The sequence below is a fragment of the Segatella copri genome (genome assembly GCF_019127135.1).
GTDB lineage: Bacteria > Bacteroidota > Bacteroidia > Bacteroidales > Bacteroidaceae > Prevotella.
In genome coordinates, this window is the sequence record NZ_JAHOEA010000025.1 from 1 (window position 1) to 20,742 (window position 20,742).

Annotated in this window: 13 protein-coding genes; 5 read left to right on the forward strand and 8 right to left on the reverse strand. The window is 45.1% G+C overall.

Annotated elements, in window-relative coordinates; genetic code table 11:
* Nucleotides 1–218 precede the first annotated feature (218 nt).
* The gene (locus KSW37_RS08090) at nt 219–1,085 is read right to left on the reverse strand and encodes an SGNH/GDSL hydrolase family protein (RefSeq protein ID WP_254368589.1); all 867 of its coding nucleotides are present in this window, start codon (nt 1,083–1,085) and stop codon (nt 219–221) included.
* Nucleotides 1,086–1,256: 171 nt separating this feature from the next.
* Here KSW37_RS08090 and KSW37_RS08095 point away from each other — a divergent pair, with 171 nt between their 5' ends.
* Nucleotides 1,257–2,426 carry an MFS transporter gene (locus KSW37_RS08095; protein ID WP_217314004.1) on the forward strand — a complete coding sequence of 390 codons (1,170 nt, stop codon included), beginning with the start codon at nt 1,257–1,259 and terminating at the stop codon, nt 2,424–2,426.
* A 276-nt stretch (nt 2,427–2,702) separates the two neighbouring features.
* Here KSW37_RS08095 and feoB read toward each other — a convergent pair whose 3' ends face one another.
* The 4 genes from feoB to KSW37_RS08115 form a co-directional block, all read right to left on the reverse strand.
* On the reverse strand, nt 2,703–5,234 hold the full coding sequence (gene feoB, locus KSW37_RS08100) for a ferrous iron transport protein B (RefSeq protein ID WP_217314005.1): 2,532 nt from the start codon (nt 5,232–5,234) through the stop codon (nt 2,703–2,705).
* Between the two features lie 243 nt (nt 5,235–5,477).
* On the reverse strand, nt 5,478–8,816 hold the full coding sequence (gene secA, locus KSW37_RS08105; protein WP_217314006.1) for a preprotein translocase subunit SecA: 3,339 nt from the start codon (nt 8,814–8,816) through the stop codon (nt 5,478–5,480).
* A 232-nt stretch (nt 8,817–9,048) separates the two neighbouring features.
* Complete coding sequence (locus tag KSW37_RS15995) at nt 9,049–9,408, reverse strand: hypothetical protein (RefSeq protein WP_254368590.1); 360 nt, start codon at nt 9,406–9,408, stop codon at nt 9,049–9,051.
* Between the two features lie 67 nt (nt 9,409–9,475).
* Entirely contained in the window at nt 9,476–10,753 is a 1,278-nt protein-coding gene (locus tag KSW37_RS08115; RefSeq protein WP_367397494.1) for an Lnb N-terminal periplasmic domain-containing protein, read from the reverse strand.
* Between the two features lie 165 nt (nt 10,754–10,918).
* On the opposite strand from KSW37_RS08115, the gene KSW37_RS08120 reads away from it, so the two are divergent.
* The 4 genes from KSW37_RS08120 (at nt 10,919) to KSW37_RS08135 (ending at nt 16,526) form a co-directional block, all read left to right on the forward strand.
* Nucleotides 10,919–12,199, forward strand: coding sequence for a hypothetical protein (locus KSW37_RS08120; RefSeq protein ID WP_217314008.1), 1,281 nt, complete (start codon nt 10,919–10,921; stop codon nt 12,197–12,199).
* Between the two features lie 82 nt (nt 12,200–12,281).
* On the forward strand, nt 12,282–12,908 hold the full coding sequence (gene lptC / locus KSW37_RS08125) for an LPS export ABC transporter periplasmic protein LptC (protein WP_437183117.1): 627 nt from the start codon (nt 12,282–12,284) through the stop codon (nt 12,906–12,908).
* A gap of 19 nt (nt 12,909–12,927) precedes the next feature.
* Nucleotides 12,928–14,199 (forward strand): hemolysin family protein, encoded by a 1,272-nt coding sequence (locus KSW37_RS08130; protein ID WP_217314010.1) that lies wholly within the window; start codon nt 12,928–12,930, stop codon nt 14,197–14,199.
* A gap of 176 nt (nt 14,200–14,375) precedes the next feature.
* Nucleotides 14,376–16,526 (forward strand): peptidylprolyl isomerase, encoded by a 2,151-nt coding sequence (locus tag KSW37_RS08135; RefSeq protein ID WP_217314011.1) that lies wholly within the window; start codon nt 14,376–14,378, stop codon nt 16,524–16,526.
* Between the two features lie 132 nt (nt 16,527–16,658).
* On the opposite strand, the gene KSW37_RS08140 is transcribed toward KSW37_RS08135, so the two are convergent.
* The 3 genes from KSW37_RS08140 to rfbA form a co-directional block, all read right to left on the reverse strand.
* Nucleotides 16,659–17,087, reverse strand: a complete 429-nt coding sequence (locus KSW37_RS08140; protein WP_217314012.1) for a BT0820 family HAD-type phosphatase — start codon at nt 17,085–17,087, stop codon at nt 16,659–16,661.
* An 81-nt stretch (nt 17,088–17,168) separates the two neighbouring features.
* Nucleotides 17,169–19,712: a GumC family protein gene (locus tag KSW37_RS08145; RefSeq protein ID WP_217314013.1), complete on the reverse strand. Its 2,544-nt coding sequence runs from the start codon at nt 19,710–19,712 to the stop codon at nt 17,169–17,171.
* Nucleotides 19,713–19,775: 63 nt separating this feature from the next.
* Nucleotides 19,776–20,651 (reverse strand): glucose-1-phosphate thymidylyltransferase RfbA, encoded by an 876-nt coding sequence (gene rfbA, locus KSW37_RS08150; RefSeq protein ID WP_217314014.1) that lies wholly within the window; start codon nt 20,649–20,651, stop codon nt 19,776–19,778.
* Nucleotides 20,652–20,742: the final 91 nt, after the last annotated feature.

Genomic DNA, 20,742 nt, shown 5'->3' on the forward strand with positions numbered 1-20,742 from the left:
GAGCGACCTATACACAATTTAACTGAAATCTCTTGTTGTGTTAGGTGCTCAAGAGTGTACAGACGGTACACTTCCTTGGTAAGTTCGACATCTTTCAGTGTTGCTTCTAATGATTCTTTCATGTAATTGAAACTTTAGGAGTCAACCATATTTACAAAAAGACACCGTGTACGTGGGTATGGATGCTCATGTACGCGGGCAGAAAATGATGTGGATTTCTAGAAGACGCAAGGCAATGCAGAGAGCTGCTGCATGATGGTCTTAGCCATGCGGGAGTGGCCGGCATCATTAGGATGAAGACGGTCGGTATCCGGCTTGTTGAACATCTGGGCACCAGCATCATAAAGAGGAAAGAGACCCGAAAGGGAGTTGAGGTCGATGACCGGAACCGCCCAGACATTGCCTGTTTCCTTAATCGCCTTCACGTATTCATCGAAGAAGATGCCACGCGCATTCTCGTACATCTCATCTGGCTGGATGTTCTTGTCACCACTGGCAAAGAGGGCACGGTGCACAGGAGTCATCACCACGATTTGCTTGGTAGGATACATCTGCTTCAGCTTCGACATGGCGATGTTGATGCGACCTTTCAATGTATTCTTGTCCATACAGAAGTGGCGGTGGCGGCGCTGTACCATTTCGCTTGGCTTGTGGCGGGCTACTCTCACGCTGTCGAAAGTTTCTGTATACCATTCGCCTACAGGCACACCGTTGTTGTAATCGTTGGTTCCCATAAAGATGAGAATGGCATCAAAATCATCGCCATGCTCTTTCTGGAGTAGATCAGCCTGTCGGGGAATGTCGTTCCACTGTCTGCCGCTCACGCCATAAACGTATGGAGTGATGCCGAGCCAATCCTGCAGGAATCCCCAGTATTTCACCTTCGATGCCTTGATTCTTGGGTCGGTGATGGAGTCACCGAAGTAAGCCACCTTCTTTCCCTTCCAGGGATGCTGAAGGTTCTTGAAAGCCTTTTCTTTTTCGGCGATTTCTTTCTTGCTCATCGCCTTTTGGGCGAAGGCGGGCATGGTTGGCATCGCCAAAGTCAAGGCGAGTGCCAGGGTAATCATTGTTTGTTTCTTCATTGCTAGTTTGTTTTTAATTCTTTTTCTGAGTGCAAAGGTACGTCAAAAATCTCATACCGAGCTATATTTTTTGTTCAAATATCACTCTTTTTCTGCTTTTTTTTGTAATTTTGCAGCCGCTAATAGAAATAAGTATTTATAATAGGTATATTATTAAGGATGACAATCAGTTTGAGTAATTTAAGTAATTTGAGTGATTTGGCGCGCAAGCGAGTGGCGGTTGCGGCTTATTATTTTGTACCGGGAGTAGTGTTTGCCAGTTGGGCAAGCCGTATTCCGGATGTAAAACAGATGTTGCATCTGAGCAACGGACAGCTGGGAACTGTGCTCTTTGCCATCCCTATCGGCCAGCTTCTGATGATGGCTTTCTCGGGTATCCTGGTGAGTAGATTTGGCAGCAAGAAGATGCTGGTTCTCTCTGAGTTGCTCTATGTTCTGGTTCTTTTCTGCATCGGTAGCAGTACTACGGTTTTTCATCTGATTTTGAGTCTTATTGCTTTCGGAATGATGGCGAATTTGATGAACATTGCCACCAATACGCAGGCATGTCTGGTAGAGAAGATGTATGGGCGCAACATCATGTCGTCGTTTCATGGTCTGTGGAGTTTGGGGGGATTCTCCGGTGGTATCATCGGTGCCATCTTTGCCAATACTTTACTCCCGATAGATGTCCACTTTGGAACTATTCTGGCTCTGAGTATTCTCATCGTTGCTGTCGGTTTCCGCTTTCTTGTTAATGATGCCATGGCGAAAGCAGAAGAGGAGGATGTTCCGAAGTTCTCTTTCAAGACCATCGACCCGATTCTGTTCCTTTTGGGACTGATGGGATTTGCCGGCATGTTCTGTGAAGGTACCGTTTATGATTGGAGTGGTGTGTATTTCTCATCAGTAGTAAAACCCGATGAGGCTTTTATCCGTGCGGGCTATGTGGCTGGCATGGGAGCGATGACTCTGGGTAGATTCCTTGCCGATGGGTTTGTTACGAAATACGGCCCAGCTAGGGTTTTGAAGATTTGTGGTGGTTTGATATTGGCTGGTTTGTGGCTGGCTGCTGCCTTGCCTTATCTGATTCCTGCCACCTTGGGCTTCCTGCTGGTAGGTTTCGGCATCTCTTCATCGGTTCCTATCTGTTACAGTATCGCCGGAAAACTGGGAACCATCAAGGCGAGCATCGCTATTACCATCGTTTCGAGCATCAGCTTCTTCGGTTTCCTTGTAGGACCTCCGGTTATCGGATGGCTTGCTGAGGCCACCGGACTCCGCATCGCCATCAGCATCGCAGCCTGCCTGGGTCTGATGATAGCATTTGTTGCCGCAAAGGTAGGAAAGAGATTATCTTGAATAAGGAAACGGTTGATGTCTTCTAATGATATGATTGATGTCGTTCAGGTATATGACTGATATCGTTCTTGTATATGCCTAAAGTCTTCCGAATAGTTACTTGAAGTCTTTCAGATATATAGAATAAGTCTTCTGGATATATTATATAGTAAGCCGCACAACAGCTGATGTGCGCTTGCACAACAGGTGTTGTGCGAGCGTCGTTCAGCTGTTGTGCGGCTGTCGTTCAGGTGTTGTGCGCTCTCTTTGTTTGTTTTCTTAAAGCAGACACCTTGATTAGATAAACAAACTTCCTATCTGGAAGACCAGGGCTGATACTACCCATGCCAGGAGCGTGGTGTAGCCGGCGGCGAAGCCTGCCCATTTCCAACTGCCCGTCTCACCCTTAATGGCGGCAATGGTGGCGATGCAAGGGAAGTAGAGTAATACGAAGAGGAGGAAACAGTAGGCGGTGAGCGTTGCCTTCGCTGCTGCCTCGGCATCGCTGTAACCGTAGGTCTTCTTCAAATCAGAAGTCATCTGCTTCTTCAAAACCTCATATTTCCCGTCTTCATCGTTGTAATCCTGATCGTCAGAGAAACTGTCGTTGTTGCTGTAGAGCACACCCATCGTTGAGGCTACAATCTCCTTGGCACCCACTCCGGAAACCAAGCCCACATCCAGTTTCCAGTCGAAACCCTGTGGGGTAAAGATAGGCTCGATGGTCTTACCGATTCTGCCGATATAGCTCTGTTCCTGCTGAGCCTGGTTATCAAGTTCTTCATTATGAGGGAAATAACCCAAAGCCCATACGATGATACTTGCTACAAGGATGATACCACCCATCTTCTTCAAGTACTGCTTACCCTTCTCCCAGGTATGTCGGCCTATCGCCTTCCAGGTAGGGAAACGGTAAGGAGGCAGCTCCATTACGAATGGGGTATCTTCGCCCTTCACCACGAAACTGGCAAAGATGCGGCTCAATATCACGGCTAGGAAGATGCCGATGAGATAGAGCGATACCATGATGAGTGAACGGTATTGGATGGCAAAGAACGTTCCGATGACCATGATGTAGATTGGCAGGCGAGCCGAACAGCTCATCAATGGCAGAATCAGCATCGTAATCAGACGCGAACGGTGACTCTCGATGGTTCTCGTTGCCATCACCGCAGGCACGTTACATCCGAATCCCATAATCAGCGGGATGAATGACTTGCCATGCAGGCCCATCTTGTGCATCAGCTTATCCATGATGAATGCCGCACGAGCCATATATCCCGAATCCTCCATATAAGAGATGAAGAAATACAGAATCAGAATCTGTGGCAGGAACACGATCACGGCACCTACACCACCAATCACACCATCTACCAGCATATCCTTCACTGGTCCATCCGGCATTGTGGTACTGATGAATTCTCCCAACCATGCCACGCCGTCCTCAATCCATCCCTTAGGAATCTCGCCCAGTACGAAGGTGGCTGAGAACATGATGAACAGCAGGAGAATGAAGATAGGGAAGCCTACATATTTATTGGTCAGGATGCTGTCGATGAGGTGGGTTACCTGATAGGTATCCTTCGCCTTGCCCGGTTCATAGCCTGCTTCCTGCAATGCGCCATGAATGAAACCGTATTTGGCATCCATGATGGCGGTTTCGCTATCTTCCAGGCTCTCTTCCTTCACACGTTTGGCTGCCTCATCACGGGCTGCGAAGATTTCCTTGGCAGAGTTCAGATGGCTTACGTATTCCTCGGCGTGCTTATCATTCTCCAACAACTTGATAGAGAGGTATCGGGTAGAGTAGCGCTGGCGGATGGAATCATCTGCCTTCAGATATTTCTGGATATGTTCGATACCATGCTCTATCTCATGTCCGTGGTTGATGTGGATATGGCGATAGTGAGCGCTGGCATCTTCCTTGCCTTCGTATAGCTCGATGATGGTTTCGAAGAGCTTATCTACGCCTCGACCATTGGTGAAGACGGTAGGAATCATCGAGATACCGAAGAGTTCGCCCAGTTTGTCGTAGTCGATGTTATCGCCACGCTTCTCGGTTTCATCAAACATATTGAGGGCGCAGACCATGCGGATGTGCATGTCTATCAACTGGGTGGTGAGATAGAGATTGCGCTCCAGGTTGCTGGTGTCGATGACGTTGATGACGATATCCGGCGTATGCTCGATGAGTTGCTTGCGCACATAGAGTTCTTCTGGAGAATAGGCTGAAAGCGAATAGGTGCCCGGTAAATCTACCAGATTGAAGTGGTAGCCGTTGAAATCGGCTTCACCTACCTTGGCATCCACGGTTACACCACTATAATTTCCAACACGTTCGTGAGCACCCGATGCGAAGTTGAAGAGGGAAGTCTTACCGCAGTTTGGATTTCCCACCAGTGCCACGTTGATGACGTGGTGGAGTCTTTCTGCTTCCTGTTCAGCCAGGGCTTCGTTGCTGGCATTGTCTTTTCTTTCAGCCACGAGCATCTTGTCGCCGAGCGCCTGCTCGTCGCTATCGTTGGAATCTACTACTTTTGAGTCAATTACCTGCTGGCGGTCTTCTTCTTCCGCCTTGCTGAGCTTTGCATCGTTCTTGGCTTCATCAATGGAAACCACCTCTATATGGTCGGCTTCGCTGTGGCGGAGTGACACCTCGTAACCCATAATCTTGTATTTCACTGGGTCCTGGAGTGGGGCGTTAAGGAGCACATCTACCTTCTTGCCCTTGATGAATCCCATTTCGATGACTCTCTTGCGGAAGCCACCATGACCGGATACCTTGACGATAACGGCGCTTTCACCTGTTTTAAGTTCTGATAATTTCATATATCTTTCCTTGTTTTAATCTTGTTCTTTTCTTTGGAGCATGACCTCATGGTCAGCTATTTTTTCTTTTCAACTGCAAAAATACTAATAATTTTTTGCAACTTGGTAGCAATAATGTAGTTTTAAAACAAAAATACCTAGAAATGATGAGAGTATCATCAAATCTAGGTATTCTTATCATTATTTCTGATGATGAATGTTCTTATACCTTATTATATATAAGAGCATCATCATTTTCTGTGATTACAGGTTTCTGCCGTGGCAGTTCTTAAACTTCTTGCCGCTTCCGCATGGACATGGGTCGTTAGGACGTGGCATGTGCTCTGCACGGTAAGGAGTGCGGTTTACTTGTGCGCCCTCTCGGGTATCCTGGTTAGCAGCTGCCTCCTGGGCCTCACGCTCTGCATCCAAATCAACCTTGCTCTCAACATAGTTCTGCTGAGTGCGCTGCTCAGGAGCTGCCTCCTGAACTGGCTGCTCTTGCTCCATTACTGGAATCTGACCACGCATCAGGATACTTGCAATACGGTCGTACATGTCATTGATCATGGCATCCCAAACCTTGGCACTCTCCAACTTGAAGATGAGGAGAGGATCCTTCTGCTCGTAGCTTGCATTCTGTACAGAGTGCTTCAGTTCGTCGAGCTTGCGGAGGTTCTCCTTCCAGTCGTCATCGATAATCTGGAGAACAACGCTCTTCTCAAACTCCTTCACCACGTTCTTAGCCTCGCTCTCGTATGCCTCCTTGAGGTTGCAAGGAATATTGTACATGCGTTTGCCGTCTGTGATAGGCACCATGATACGTTCGTACATAGCACCCTGGTTTTCGTATACCTGCTTGATGATAGGCATAGCTGTAGTCTGGATGCGGTCTGTCTTACGCTTGAATGTAGCCATTGCTTCCTGGAAAGCGCGCTCTGCCAAATCCTCACGTCTGCCGTTCTCATACTCATCCTCGTTGAATGGAATCTCCATAGCGAGAACTTTCAGGAACTCTTCCTTGGCACCGAAGAAGTCGTTGTTGTTGACGATGTTCAATACGCGGTCCCAGATGATGTTGGCAATATCCATACCGATACGCTCACCCATGAGGGCGTGGCGACGCTTCTCGTAGATAACGGTACGCTGACGGTTCATCACGTCATCATACTCCAAGAGGTGTTTACGGATACCGAAGTTGTTTTCCTCAACCTTGCGCTGAGCACGCTCGATGCTCTTGCTGATCATTGGGCTCTCGATACGCTCGCCATCCTCGAAACCGAGACGGTCCATTACCTTGGCGATACGCTCTGAAGCGAACAGACGCATCAGCTTATCCTCCAATGATACATAGAATACAGAAGAACCTGGGTCACCCTGACGACCGGCACGACCACGGAGCTGACGGTCTACACGACGGCTCTCATGACGCTCTGTACCGATGATGGCAAGACCACCTGCAGCCTTTACCTCAGGAGTCAGCTTGATATCGGTACCACGACCTGCCATGTTGGTAGCGATGGTTACGGCACCCTTACCGTTAACTGAGCGACCTGCCTCGGCTACAATCTGAGCCTCCTGCTGGTGCAACTTAGCGTTCAATACATTATGAGGAATGTTGCGCATCTTCAACATCTTGCTCAACAACTCAGAAATCTCGACAGATGTAGTACCTACCAAGACTGGGCGGCCAGCATTACGTGTTTCCTCGATTTCGTCGATAACTGCACGATACTTCTCGCGGGCTGTCTTGTATACACGGTCATCCAAGTCCTTACGCTGGATAGGACGGTTGGTTGGAATCTCAACAACATCGAGTTTGTAGATATCCCAGAACTCACCTGACTCTGTACTTGCAGTACCGGTCATACCGGCGAGCTTGTGGTACATACGGAAGTAGTTCTGAAGTGTGATGGTAGCGAAGGTCTGTGTAGCAGCCTCTACCTTTACATGCTCCTTAGCCTCAATAGCCTGGTGCAAACCATCGCTCCAGCGACGGCCTTCCATGATACGTCCTGTCTGCTCATCCACAATCTTCACCTGTCCGTCCATCACGACATACTCGTCGTTGTTATTAAACATGGTGTATGCTTTCAAGAGCTGCTGCAAGGTGTGAACACGTTCGCTCTGTACACCATAGTGAGCCAGCATCTCGTCTTTCTTGTCAAGACGCTCCTGGTCTGAAAGGTCTGTACGAGCCTCGAGTTCGCTCATCTCAGTTGTGATATCAGGCAATACGAAGAGTTCCTTGTCGTTTACCTGCTTAGCCAACCAGTCGGTTCCCTTATCGGTAAGGTCGGCAGAATTCATTTTCTCGTCTACTACGAAGTACAATGGCTCAGTAGCCTTAGGCATCTCACGGTTATTGTTTGCCATGTAGTACTCCTCAGTCTTCAGCAGACCAGCCTTGATACCTTCCTCAGAAAGATACTTGATCAATGGCTTGTTCTTAGGCAATGCCTTGTAAGAACGGAAGAGTGCGAGGAAACCTTCGTCAAGGAGTTCTTGATTCTTAGCCTTTGTACCTTCGTTAATCTTCTGCTTAGCCTCGGCGAGCAATTCTGTAGCCTGCTTGCGCTGTACCTCGTAAAGTTTCTCAACCAATGGCTGATACTGCTCGAACATCTGGTCATCGCCCTTTGGAATAGGACCAGAGATAATCAATGGGGTACGGGCGTCATCAATCAACACAGAGTCGACCTCATCGACGATGGCGTAGTTGTGCTGGCGTTGTACCAGGTCGGCTGGGTTGGTAGCCATGTTATCACGAAGATAATCGAAACCAAACTCGTTGTTGGTACCGAAGGTGATATCTGCCAGGTATGCCTTGCGACGCTCGTCGGAATTAGGACGGTGCTTGTCGATACAATCTACAGAGAGACCATGGAACATATAGAGAGGTCCCATCCACTCAGAGTCACGCTTAGCCAAGTAGTCGTTCACGGTAACGACGTGAACACCATTGCCTGTGAGGGCGTTCAGGAAGATAGGAGTAGTACCTACAAGGGTTTTACCCTCACCGGTAGCCATCTCGGCAATCTTACCCTGATGGAGAACAACACCACCGAAGAGCTGTACATCATAGTGGATCATTTCCCACTTCATGTCATTACCACCGGCAGTCCAGTGGTTGTGATAGATAGCCTTGTCGCCATCGATGGTAACGAAGTCGTTAGCTGGATTAGAAGCCAACTCGCGGTCGAAGTCGGTAGCAGTAACTATTGTTTCCTCGTTCTCAGCGAAACGGCGAGCAGTATCCTTAACGATAGCGAAAACCTGAGGCAAAACCTCGTTGAGGGCTACCTCATACTTGTCGAGTGCTTCCTGCTCCAACTTATCAATCTGGTTGAAGATACCTTCACGCTCATCGATAGGAGTGTCTTCGATTTTTGCCTTGAGTTCAGCAATCTTAGCCTTTTCCTCGTTGGCATACTCTTTTACGTACTTCTGGATTTCCTTTGTTTTTGCACGAAGTTCGTCATTGCTTAAGGCCTGCATCTTAGGATACTCTGCCTTGATCTTTTCTACGATTGGCTGAATCAACTTCATATCTCGTGTTGACTTGTTGCCAAACAATGACTGGAGAATTTTGTTAAAGTTCATTGTATATTTATTTTTTATTATTATTCGAAATATAGGAGTAAAAGAAGTTAAGGAGTTAAAGAAGTGAAGACAAATGCTGCTCTGTCAGTCCTTTTTCCTCTTCTGCTTTTTCCTGTTGTTTGTTTACTAGCTTGCAAATTTACTAAAAATATCCGTAAATCTGCAAGAAATTGCCAATTATTACCTGTTTTTATGGCAAATCTTCTGAGTTTTGCTTACAGAAAGCACAAAATCAGCAGTCTGGACCTCGAATAACGATACTCCCATACGGAACTTTGTGTCTGTGCTCCGTAGGGGATTCATAATAAATATGTGAATGAATGTCTGTCAGAATGTCAGAAGAATTGGAGGCTAGTATTGCCGACAAGGTAGGATGATGCGTTGCGATGCTTTCATCTTCTGAAGCCGCTTTGATGGCTTTGAGCACGCAGAGAATGTCCTCCTCCAATGCCTTCGCCTCCGGTTGCTGGATGAATTCATCGTAGGATATATCCGTAAGCGCAAACTTCAGCGCCTGCTGATAAGTCTGCGCCTCCATGCCGGTTGCCGCCAGGACAACCAAAAGGGCTGTGATATATCTGTTTACCATCATTGTTGTTTATCTTCTTCTGTTCGGAAACGATGTTGTGCCAATCGTTTCCTTACGTATATTTTAATGTCTATTTATTCTTTCTGAATTTCTTTACGATATGCTTCTGCAAACCATAATTGTTTGGACTTAAATCCATCATGGTCGACTTGACGCAGTATCTCGCTAGCAAAGAAAGTGCCAAAATACTCATACCCTCAGCATAGTTCTGCCATATCTGTAAGAACAGGGCTATGAGCAGAAGCCATCCCAGAAGTTCGTAATACCAATACAGATGACCTGCTTTCATCCTCTTGACCGTCTTCCAGGCGAAGATGAGGTTGAGCGGATTCAGTATCAGAATCTGGAAATTTATCTGTACGGTAGGATGCTGCGAGAAGATCATGGCAAAGAGAATCAGTCCCGGTAATCCTGTCAGGACGAGCAGAATGGCATCAAACCACCAGTAGTTTTTCTTTTTTATACATTCTCTTACCGTTGTTCCTATAATGATGATTGACAGGGCTATGGCTATCATTTGCGGTGTAACAGGAGCATCGTCTGTTATTTGTGCCTGGGCTGGGATTATATCGGATGTTTCATCTACCAGAGTGATATAGCCGCTGGCACTTGTTGCATTGGTTTTGCCGTCTGTAGTCTGAGATGCATCAATAAAGTCGGTTCTTCCTTCTGTGGCGAAGTCTTTGCTCAGATTGTCTGGCAAGAATTCCCATTCTCTTTGTGTGATAGGGCGGTCTGCCTGACAACCCAAAAGGAGGTCATTCCCGAATCTTGCCCAGCGGTGCTGTCCGTTGAGTTTGTGAATCTCTTCCCTGTAGGTAGAAGTGGTAGGAATATCTTTAAAGTTGGTACTCTGGTTCCCAATGTTGGAGAGAATCATCTCGCGTGCCCGGGTCGTACAATTGTCATAGAAGAAATTGTAGCGGTATACGCGGTTCTCCGGCTGTGCATTCTTGTCGATGCTTCTCAGAATTCCCAGTTTCTCTGTACGGGAGAGACGGAGGCGCTGCTGTCTTACCCATCTGCCTTCATGTGCATATTCGGCAATGAAGTCGCTCATCGGGTAGATGCCGATCTGATAATCGGTGAGTCCGAAAACAAAACGGAGTACAAAGCAACTTTGGTTAAAACTGAACATACCCCAGTTGACGGCAACATCCGTTCCCATAGCTTTGTTCTGGATGCGTAGAGCGGTATGTCCATAATACGACCACACCTCCTGACCTGGTCCGCAAGTCAGGAGAGAAATGTCAACAGAATCGAGCCACGCAGTAGCTTCTTCATTGACACGACTGTTCTGCACAGAAATATCAGAGTCCTTGTCTCTTGAAAAATCCTGCGCAGCCACTTCAGTAGTTAAATTGATTAAAATTACTGCTAAAATGGCACTAAAAATATGCTTAAAACGTTTCACGATGCAAAAATACCTTATTATTTTCAATTATCCTTCTTTTTTCTAGATTTTTTTTAATACTTTTGCACTCTGAATATAATTTTGAATGATTATTAAAGAATGAGAAAGCTTTTTTTAGCAACCCTGTTGTTGGGGTCAGCCCTTATGGTTAATGCCCAAAGTGGTACTAATTCGCCATACAGCCAGTATGGTCTTGGCATCTTGTCGGACCAGACTTCTGGTTTTAATCGCGGTATGAATGGAGTCGGTCTTGGCTTTCATGAGCATAATCAGGTGAACTATCTCAACCCTGCATCTTATGCTTCGATTGATTCGATGACTTTTATCCTTGATGCCGGTATCTCTGGTCAGGTGACAAATTTTGAAGAGAATGGTGTGAAGAAGAATGCCAACAACTCAAATTTTGAGTATGTTGTTGCAGGCTTCCGCTTGCTGCCACATGTAGGTATGAGCTTCGGTATCATTCCTTTTACCAATGTTGGCTATAATTATTCTGCATCAGAATGGGTGAATGCTGACAAGGAAGCTTACTATACTAATACTTATTCCGGCGATGGTGGTTTGCATCAGGCATACATCGGTGCGGGTTGGGAACCGGTCAAGGGCTTGTCCGTAGGTGCCAACTTCTCATATCTCTGGGGTAGTATAGACAGAAGTGTAGCAAACAGCTACAGCAATTCTTATTACAAGACCCTCACCCGCTACTATTCTATGCAGGTGAACAGCTATAAGGTTGATTTCGGTGTACAGTATACCCATCAGTTCTCAAAGAAAGATTGGGCTACCGTAGGTGTCACCTTCTCACCAGGACATGGTCTGGGAGCTTCTGCTGATATGAAAATCATTTCTAATGATACCCAGAACGGTGTTACTGATACCACCGCTTACTCTATCGGCAAGGCTTACAAGTTGCCTACCATGATTGGTGCGGGTGTGATGTGGAATCATAACAACCAGTGGAAGGTTGGCTTTGATTACAGTCTGCAGAAGTGGGGTAGCTTGGGTTATCCTAGTTTTGATGGTACCCATTACACTTTGCAGGATGGCATCTACAAAGATAGAAGCAAGTTTAATCTTGGTGCCCAGTATTGCTATGGAGAGCGTAGCCGTGCTTTCTTCAAGCGTGTTCAGTATCGTGTAGGTGCCAGCTACGCCACACCTTATTATAAGATGAATGGTGTTGATGGTCCGAAGGAAATCTCTGTAAGTGCCGGTTTCGGTATTCCTATCATGAACGCTTACAACAACCGCTCTATGCTGAATATCAGCGGTCAGTGGGTGAAGAGTTCGGCTAAGGATCTGATTAAGGAAAATTCTTTCCGTATCAATATCGGATTCACATTCAACGAGGATTGGTTTAAGAAGTGGAAGATGGATTAATCTTCCACTTATATATAATAATGTATAGAATCTCTATATAATAATGTATAGAATAAAAGGCTCTTATATTGTCGGTATTCTGATGTTCCTGATTTTGGCAGGTTGCCAGAACCAGGTAGAACATACTGCGCCCGCCATCCGTCCGCAAGACTCGGTGGCGATGATGACGTCGTATGGTGTAAACACATTGGTTAGCGACTCGGGAGTTATCAAATATCGCATCGTTACAGAGCGGTGGGAGGTGAATACCAGCAAGAATCCGTCCTTGTGGATTTTTGATAAGGGACTTTTGCTGGAGCAGTTTGATGAGAAATTCCATATTAATAGCTATATCCAGTGTGATACAGCTTATTATTATGATCAACAGAAGATATGGAAACTCTATGGTAGGGTGAGCATCTTGACCAAGGAAGGCTTGCGCTTCAACAGTGAGCAGCTTACCTGGGACCAGAACAAGCACGAATTGTCAAGTAACGTGTTCAGCAAACTTGTTACTCCGGAAAGAACGCTTCAGGGTTCTCATTTCTGGAGTGATGAAAAGATGACGCGCTATTTCGTGAGCAATTCGAAGGGTAGCTTTGAAAAGGGAGACCTGACAGGAGGCGGTGGTGGTGCCGATACGTTGAGCAGCCAGCCTGATTCTGTCAAGAATAACTTCCGTCAGCCTGCTACACCTGTCAGAGCCACTACGATTCCTATCATGCACTAATTAAAAAGAAAAAGATATAATGAATGAACAGGTGGATATGAGTTTAGTCGTAGGCATTCTCATTACGATGGTCTTCTCTGCATTCTTCAGCGGAATGGAGATTGCCTTCGTCTCTTCCAATCGTATGTTGGCGGAGATGGATAAGGAGAAGAATGGCCTTACGCAGCGACTGTTATCTTTGTTTTATAATCACCCGAATGGCTTTGTCAGTACCATGCTCGTGGGCAACAATATAGCCCTTGTGGTTTATGGTATCCTGATAGCCCGTCTTTTCGACAATACGATTTTCGCAGGCTTTGATGCAGCATTTACGGTGCCTGCAGATACCATCCTGTCTACACTGATAGTACTCTTTACAGGGGAGTTTCTGCCAAAGACGCTTTTCAAGTCTAACCCGAACCGCTTGCTTTCTATCTTCAGTCCGGTAGCTTATCTGTGCTATGTGGTATTGTGGCCTATCAGTAAATTCAGTACTTTCTTGAGTAAGTGTCTATTGCGTCTGGTGGGTATGAAGATGGATGCAGAGGGGACAGATGAAGGCTTTTCTAAGGTAGATCTTGATTATCTTGTTCAGTCAAGTATCGATAATGCTACCAATGAAGATGAAATTAATGACGAGGTGAAGATCTTTCAGAATGCCCTTGATTTCTCCGATACTAAAGTACGCGACTGTATGGTGCCCCGTACGGAGATTCAGGCAGTTGAAATGGATACTTCTCTCGAAGAACTGCAGCAGAAATTCATCGAGAGCGGTAATTCGAAAATCATTGTATATGAAGAGGATATAGATCATATTGCGGGATATATTCACAGTTCCGAACTCTTCCACCATCCTTCACGTTGGCAGGATCATATCCGTACACTTCCATTTGTGCCGGAAACGATGCAGGCGCAGAAACTGATGCAGACTTTTTTGCAGCAGAAGAAGTCTTTAGGTATCGTTGTAGATGAGTTTGGCGGTACCAGCGGTTTGGTGAGTCTGGAAGATATCGTGGAGGAAATCTTCGGTGATATAGAAGATGAGCACGATTCAGCCAAATATGTAGCTAAGAAAACCGATGATGGTGACTATCTCCTTTCTGCACGACTGGAGATTGACAAGGTGAACGATATGTTTGGTCTTGAGCTGCCGGAAAGTGATGAATATATGACTGTAGGCGGTTTGATATTGCATGAATATCAGAGTTTTCCTAAACTCAACGAGGTGATTAAGTTTGATAACTTTGAGTTCAAGATTATCAAGTCAACATCGCGTAAAATAGAGCTTGTTAAACTCCACATCATCAAATAGCTGAGCGAGAAAAGGGAATTTTTTGCTTTTTTTGAGGTAATAGTCAAAAAAGATAGCAAAAAATTCCCTTTTCTCGTATTATTTTTGTATTTTTGCAGACAATTGGCTACTAGCATTAAAAGTGGTTCAATCTAAACTTAGAAAAAAATAAAAATAATAATAATAATTAAAACGTAATGGCAGCATTAGGAACAATTAGAAAAAGAGGCGTGATACTGGTTTGTATCATCAGTTTCGGCCTTTTCGCCTTTATTGCCGAGGAAGCTTTCCGCTCTTGCGATTCTGCAAAGAATAATGAGCGCCAGCAGATAGGTGAGGTTTTGGGCGAAAAAATCAGCGTGCAGGATTTCCAGAAGCTCGTTGATGAGTATTCAGAAGTTATTAAAATGCAACAGGGTCAGGAAAATCTTCCTGAAGAGCAGATGAATCAGGTGAAGGATATGGTATGGAATACATACATCCAGAACCAGATTATCGCAAAGGAAGCTAGCAAGTTGGGTCTTACAGTAACAGACGCTGAACTTCAGGACATCTTGAAGACAGGTACTAACCCTATGCTTCAGCAGACTCCTTTCGTTAATCAGCAGACTGGTCGTTTCGACGCATCTTCTCTCCAGAAGTTCTTGGCAGACTACAAGGCACAGAAAGCTAACCCATCTGCTAACGCACAGATGATGGATCAGTATACCAAGATTTACAACTACTGGTCATTCATCGAGAAGACACTTCGTCAGCAGACTTTGGCTCAGAAGTATCAGGCTCTTCTCGCCGGTTGCTTCCTGTCAAATCCTGTAGAGGCTAAGATGGCTTTCAAGGAGGAGAATGAAGAGAGCCAGATTCAGTTGGCAGCTTTCCCATACTCTGATATCCAGGATGATAAGGTGAAGATTTCTGAAAGCGATCTGAAGGCTAAGTATGATGAGATTAAGGCACGCTTCAAGCAGCCTGTTGAGAGCCGTGACATCAAGTTTGTTGATATCGAGGTTCAGGCTTCAAATGCAGACCGTGCTGCTCTTAACAAGGAATTTGCAGGTTATCACTCACAGTTGGCCGCTGCTGCAGATCCTACAGAGGTTGTACGTAAGTCAGCTTCTACTGTAGCCTATCTTGGTATTCCTGTTTCAAAGGATGCTTTCCCACGTGATATCGCTGCTCAGCTCGATTCTATGGCTGTAGGTTCTACCTCTACTGTAAAGGCTAATGCCGGTGACAATACATTGAACATCGTTAAGTTGGTAGCTAAGCAGGAATTGCCAGATTCTGTACAGTATCGTGTTATCCAGGTTGCTGCAAACTCTGTAGCTGAGGCTAAGACTAAGGCAGATTCTATTCAAGGCGCTATTGCCGGTGGTGCTGATTTCGAGGCTATCGCTAAGAAGTATGGTCAGACTGGTGACAAGGCTTGGATGACTACTAAGCAGTATGAGTATGCTCAGTCTATGGATAAGGACAATAAGACATTCATCAATACATTGAACACGGCTGCTGTCAATTCTTTGAACCAGCTTCAGCTGGGTCAGGGTTATGTAGTTCTTCAGGTTCTTGACCGCAAGGCAATGGTCAGCAAGTATACTGCTGCCGTTATCAAGAAGCCTATCGACTTCTCTCAGGGTACTTACCGTACAGCTTACAACAAGTTCTCTAGCTTCGTAAGTGCAAATCCTAAGTCAGAGGATCTCTTGAAGAATGCAGCTAAGGAAGGTTACAAGGTTCAGGACTTGAAGGATATTACAACTTCTGTTCATTATGTAGCAAACATCCATTCTACACGCGAGGCTTTGAAGTGGATCTTCGATAGCAAGGAAGGTGAGATTTCACCTCTCTATGAGTGTGGTGACAACAACCACCTGTTGGTTGTAGTTCTTGATAAGATTCATCGCATCGGTTATCGTGATTTGAACGATGCTGTTGTCAAGGAGACTGTTAAGGCTGAGGTTATCAAAGACAAGAAGGCTGAGATGATTGAGGCTAAGGTGAATGGTGTTAAGAACATTGCTGCAGCTAAGGCTAAGGGCGGTAAGGTTTCTTCTGTAAACCAGATTACTTTTGCTGCTCCTGTATTTGTTGCAGCTACAGGTGCTAGCGAGCCAGCTCTCTCTGGTGCTGTTTCTGGTACTAAGAAGGGTGCTTTCTCTGCTCACGCTGTGAAGGGTAACGCTGGTGTTTATCTCTTCCAGGTTGTAAACAAGACTAACCGTCCTGTTAAGTTCGATGACAAGACATACGAGCAGAAGTGCCGTCAGAAGGCTATGCAGTATGCAGGTAACTTCATGAATGAGCTTTATCTGAACGCTCATGTAGTTGATAACCGCTACTTGTTCTTCTAATTCAGACTAGTAATTCATTCCAATAAATAAAAAAAGGTGTATTGCCAATGAGCAATACACCTTTTTTGTTTATTGGGATATCTTTTATTGTATCTATTATGATATCTTTTGGAGAAATATCTTCTTTATCTGTTATCTGCGGCTCCACCAATGTTTCTTTTTAGGAGCTTCTTGCTGTTCACCGAACTTCTGTTTCAGTACTCGACGATAGCTTGTATGGTTGGTGATAATCTGATAAATCTCACCCCAGTCAGGCAAACCGCCGATACCTCGGTCATCGATGAACCAATCGGCTTTAAGCTTGCGTGAGAAGTGATTGTTGTTCTCCAGGTTTTCCTCAGGGTAATCCTTGTTTACAGCCCAGAATTCAACTCCTCTTTCTCTACACCATTCTACTGCCTCATCAAGGAGTTTGCCTTCGCGTACGCTCCAGAGAATCAGCTTGTGGTGGTCTTTTATCAACATCTTTAATGTTTCTGTTGCGAATGGTAGCTCTGTACCAATCTTAGGGTACTCGTGGGTTACGATAGTACCATCGAAATCTACTGCAATTGTTGCCATAGTTATGAAGGGTTTTAATCTAAAAGAGTCTTCCTATATAGATAGAAAGACTCTCTTTTTTGGTTGTATATATGTTCTTGATTACTTCTTGATACTGTTGTCGTTGGCGTTGCCATAGTGGCTGTTGCTGTAGTTACCATAGCTGCCATACTGACCATAAGTTCCATATTTGCCATATTTGCCGTATGAGCCATAAGAACCATAGTTGCCATATTTGCCGTACTTGCCATACTTACCTACACCATAGTAGAAACTGTGCTTCTTCTTAGAGAGGTCGACGCCATTGAGTACTAAGCACATGTTAGGCAATTTCTTCTCTTCGTTCAGACCATTGATCATGCCGAAGCTTGCCTTTGGAGTATAATCTGCGCGGCAGACGTATACACAGAGATTAGCCAGACGTCCAAGCTGCAAACTGTCGTTTACAAGACCTACAGGAGCCGTATCGAGGATAACATAGTCGTAATGTTCCTTCAACTGACTGATAATGTCGTCAAGGCTTGCTCTGGTTACTAACTCTCCTGGGTTAGGAGGAACAGGACCAGCCATAAGGAGGTCGAGGTTACTGTTAACGCCCGAAGAGAGAATCTGTTTCTGAATGTCATCCCATGTATTATGGTCGTGTACAATCAGATTGGTGATACCATTATGGTGGTTGTCAATCTGGAAGAGCTCTGCCAGACGAGGCTTACGGATGTCGAGACCGACCATTATAACCTTCTTACCCAGCAAGGCGAGCGAGATACCGACATTTGATGCCACGAATGTTTTACCTTCACCTGAGGTAGAAGAAGTAAACAGCATTACCTTCTCGCCTTCCTTCAACATAAACTGAATGTTGGTACGCAAGCCACGGAAGATTTCCTCCATCAGGTTGTTTACATTCTGGTGAACCACAATATCTGCCTTGCCTTCCTTCTTGGCAGCATCGCTCGCCACAGGAATGTCGGCAATGACAGGAATCTGAGTCAGCTTCATGACGTCTTCATGTCCCTCAATCTTATACTTGAAGAATTCAATCAGGAAGAGGATGGCTGCTGGGATTGCAAGGCCTAATACCAATGCGATGAGCATGATGATAGAACTCTTAGGGCTCACCTTGCCTACCAATGAAGGTGCATCGATTACCTTACCCTTATCTGCTGTTGCAGCAAGCGAAATAGAGTTTTCCTCTCGTTTCTGGAGCAGCATCAGGTAAAGTCCTGATTTAACTTCCTGCTGGCGGCCAATTTGTGTAAGAACTCTTTCCTGTTCTGGAGAGTTGCCAATCTGGTTAGCATACATAGCTGCCTGTTGAGCGATGCTGTTGCGCTGGATTTCCATACCCAACTTAGCCTGGCGCATAGCACGCTTGATAGATTTTGTGAGGTCTTCCAACTGTGCTGTCAATGGGGTTACGGTTGGAGAGCTCTCGCTGGCAGAATGCAACATCTGATTACGGTTCAATGCAATCTTGTTGTATTCATTAATCAACTCTGTAGAACTTTCGTCTGTCAAACCTACGTTTGATGGGATAGGCTGGTACTTGTTGCCCGGCTCGTTCATATATTTGCCGAGCTCGTTCAGCAGTTCAACCTGTGTGTTGGCCTCCTGGAGTTTCTGGGCGTATGTATCAGAATTTGCTATAGCTGCTGTAGCGTTGAGCTTCATCTCTACTACATTGTTACGCTTCTTGTAGCTTTCAAGTTGACCTTCAGTACTACCCAACTCGCTGTTGATTTTCTCCAGACGCTGGTTGATGAACTGCTCTGTGCGATAAGAAATTTCGTTCTTATCCTCGTTTGCCTGGCGGTTATATACCTTTATCAATGTATTCAGGTAGTCGATACTGCGCTGAGGATCTTCGTCTTTCAATACAAGTTCGGCAATAGTTGTCGTCTTGGAAGTCTGGCTGACAGCCAATGCTTTAGCATAGCCTGAAGCCGCCATCTCTGGAGAAACAATGATAGCCTTCAGACTTTCTCCGTCCTTTAACTTGAAATTGCCATTCTTTGTGAAACTGAGCGTTCCGACGCGGGTGTTGATGCTTGCAGGTAAACTTGCTAAAGTCTTTTCGATTTTTACAGGCTCCTTCTGAAATGAGAATGCATCAACAGGAATATAGTATGAACCTGTAACCAAATACTGGTTGCCGTCTTTCTCAATTTTGAGTTTGATAGGAGCATTCAGTTTCTTGAGATGAGCCAGGTCTAAATCTACGTTGACTTCCTGCTCTTTGTAAACCAGCTGATCCTTGAATGTGCCTTTGTGATAATAGTTTACATAGCACTTCATGTCTATTACAGCCTGAGTGGCCAAGTCTTGTGCAGAAAGGATTTCAATCTCATTGTCTATACCATTTGAGTTTGAAATAAAACCGAGGTTCGCGGCATTTTGAATCATGCTGTTACCCATACCTCTGCTCTTGTTCTGGTCGTCATCCTTAATCAACAACTTTGCTGTAGCCTGATATTGAGGTTTTGCATAGCGCAAGTAGAGATACCCCATTCCCAAACATACAATGAGTGAGAGAACGAACCATTTCCAGTTAAGGATAAGTGTAGAGTAAATCAATTGAAAGTCGATAGCTGACTTCTCTTCTTGCTCTTGTCCACTTCCCAATTCTAAGTTCTTTGTTTCTTCCATTATTAAATGTTCTATTGTGTTTACACCTTATTATAATACTCTTTTTAAATGATAGAGTTTTCGTTATTTGCTTTCAGCAAGTTCTTTCAGATACTGTCCGTATCCGTTCTTGAGCATCGGTTGAGCCAGTTTCAACAATTGCTCTTTATTTATCCATCCTTGTTTGAATGCAATTTCTTCCAGACAAGCCACTTTTAAACCTTGTCTCTTTTCTATGACTTCAATAAAGGTACTTGCTTCAGAAAGACTGTCGTGTGTACCTGTGTCAAGCCATGCAAAACCTCGCTGCAAAGTTCTTACCTTGAGCGTTTTCTCTGCCAGATAGTGCTGGTTTACAGTAGTAATTTCCAACTCTCCTCTTGCACTAGGCTTAATGTTCTTAGCTACATTCACCACGCTGTTAGGATAGAAATAGAGACCTACAACCGCATAGTTGCTCTTTGGGGCTGCTGGTTTCTCTTCAATGCTTAGGCAGTTGCCGTTTTCATCAAATTCTGCCACACCATATCTTTCTGGGTCGTTGACATAATAGCCAAATACGCTTGCCAATCCTTCTTCAGCAGCGTTTACGCTATCCTTGAGCAGTCCTGAAAAACCGGCTCCATAGAAAATGTTATCTCCCAGAACCAGGCAGACAGAATCGTTGCCGATAAATTTCTCTCCAATGATAAATGCCTGTGCCAAACCATCTGGCGAAGGCTGTTCTGCATATTCGAAGTGTACACCCAATTCACTGCCATCGCCCAACAACCGCTTGAAGCCTGGTAGGTCGAAAGGGGTAGAAATAATCAAAATCTCCTTGATTCCTGCCAACATCAGCACGGAAACAGGATAATATATCATTGGTTTATCAAAGATAGGTATCAATTGTTTGCTGATACCTTTGGTAATAGGGTAAAGTCTTGTACCCGAACCACCTGCTAATACGATTCCTTTCATATTCTTCTCTATTTCTAAACTGTTTGAGTTGAAAAGTATTGTCTTAAAAACGCGGCAAAGTTACTAAAAAAAGTTGAATGTGGGAAATCAA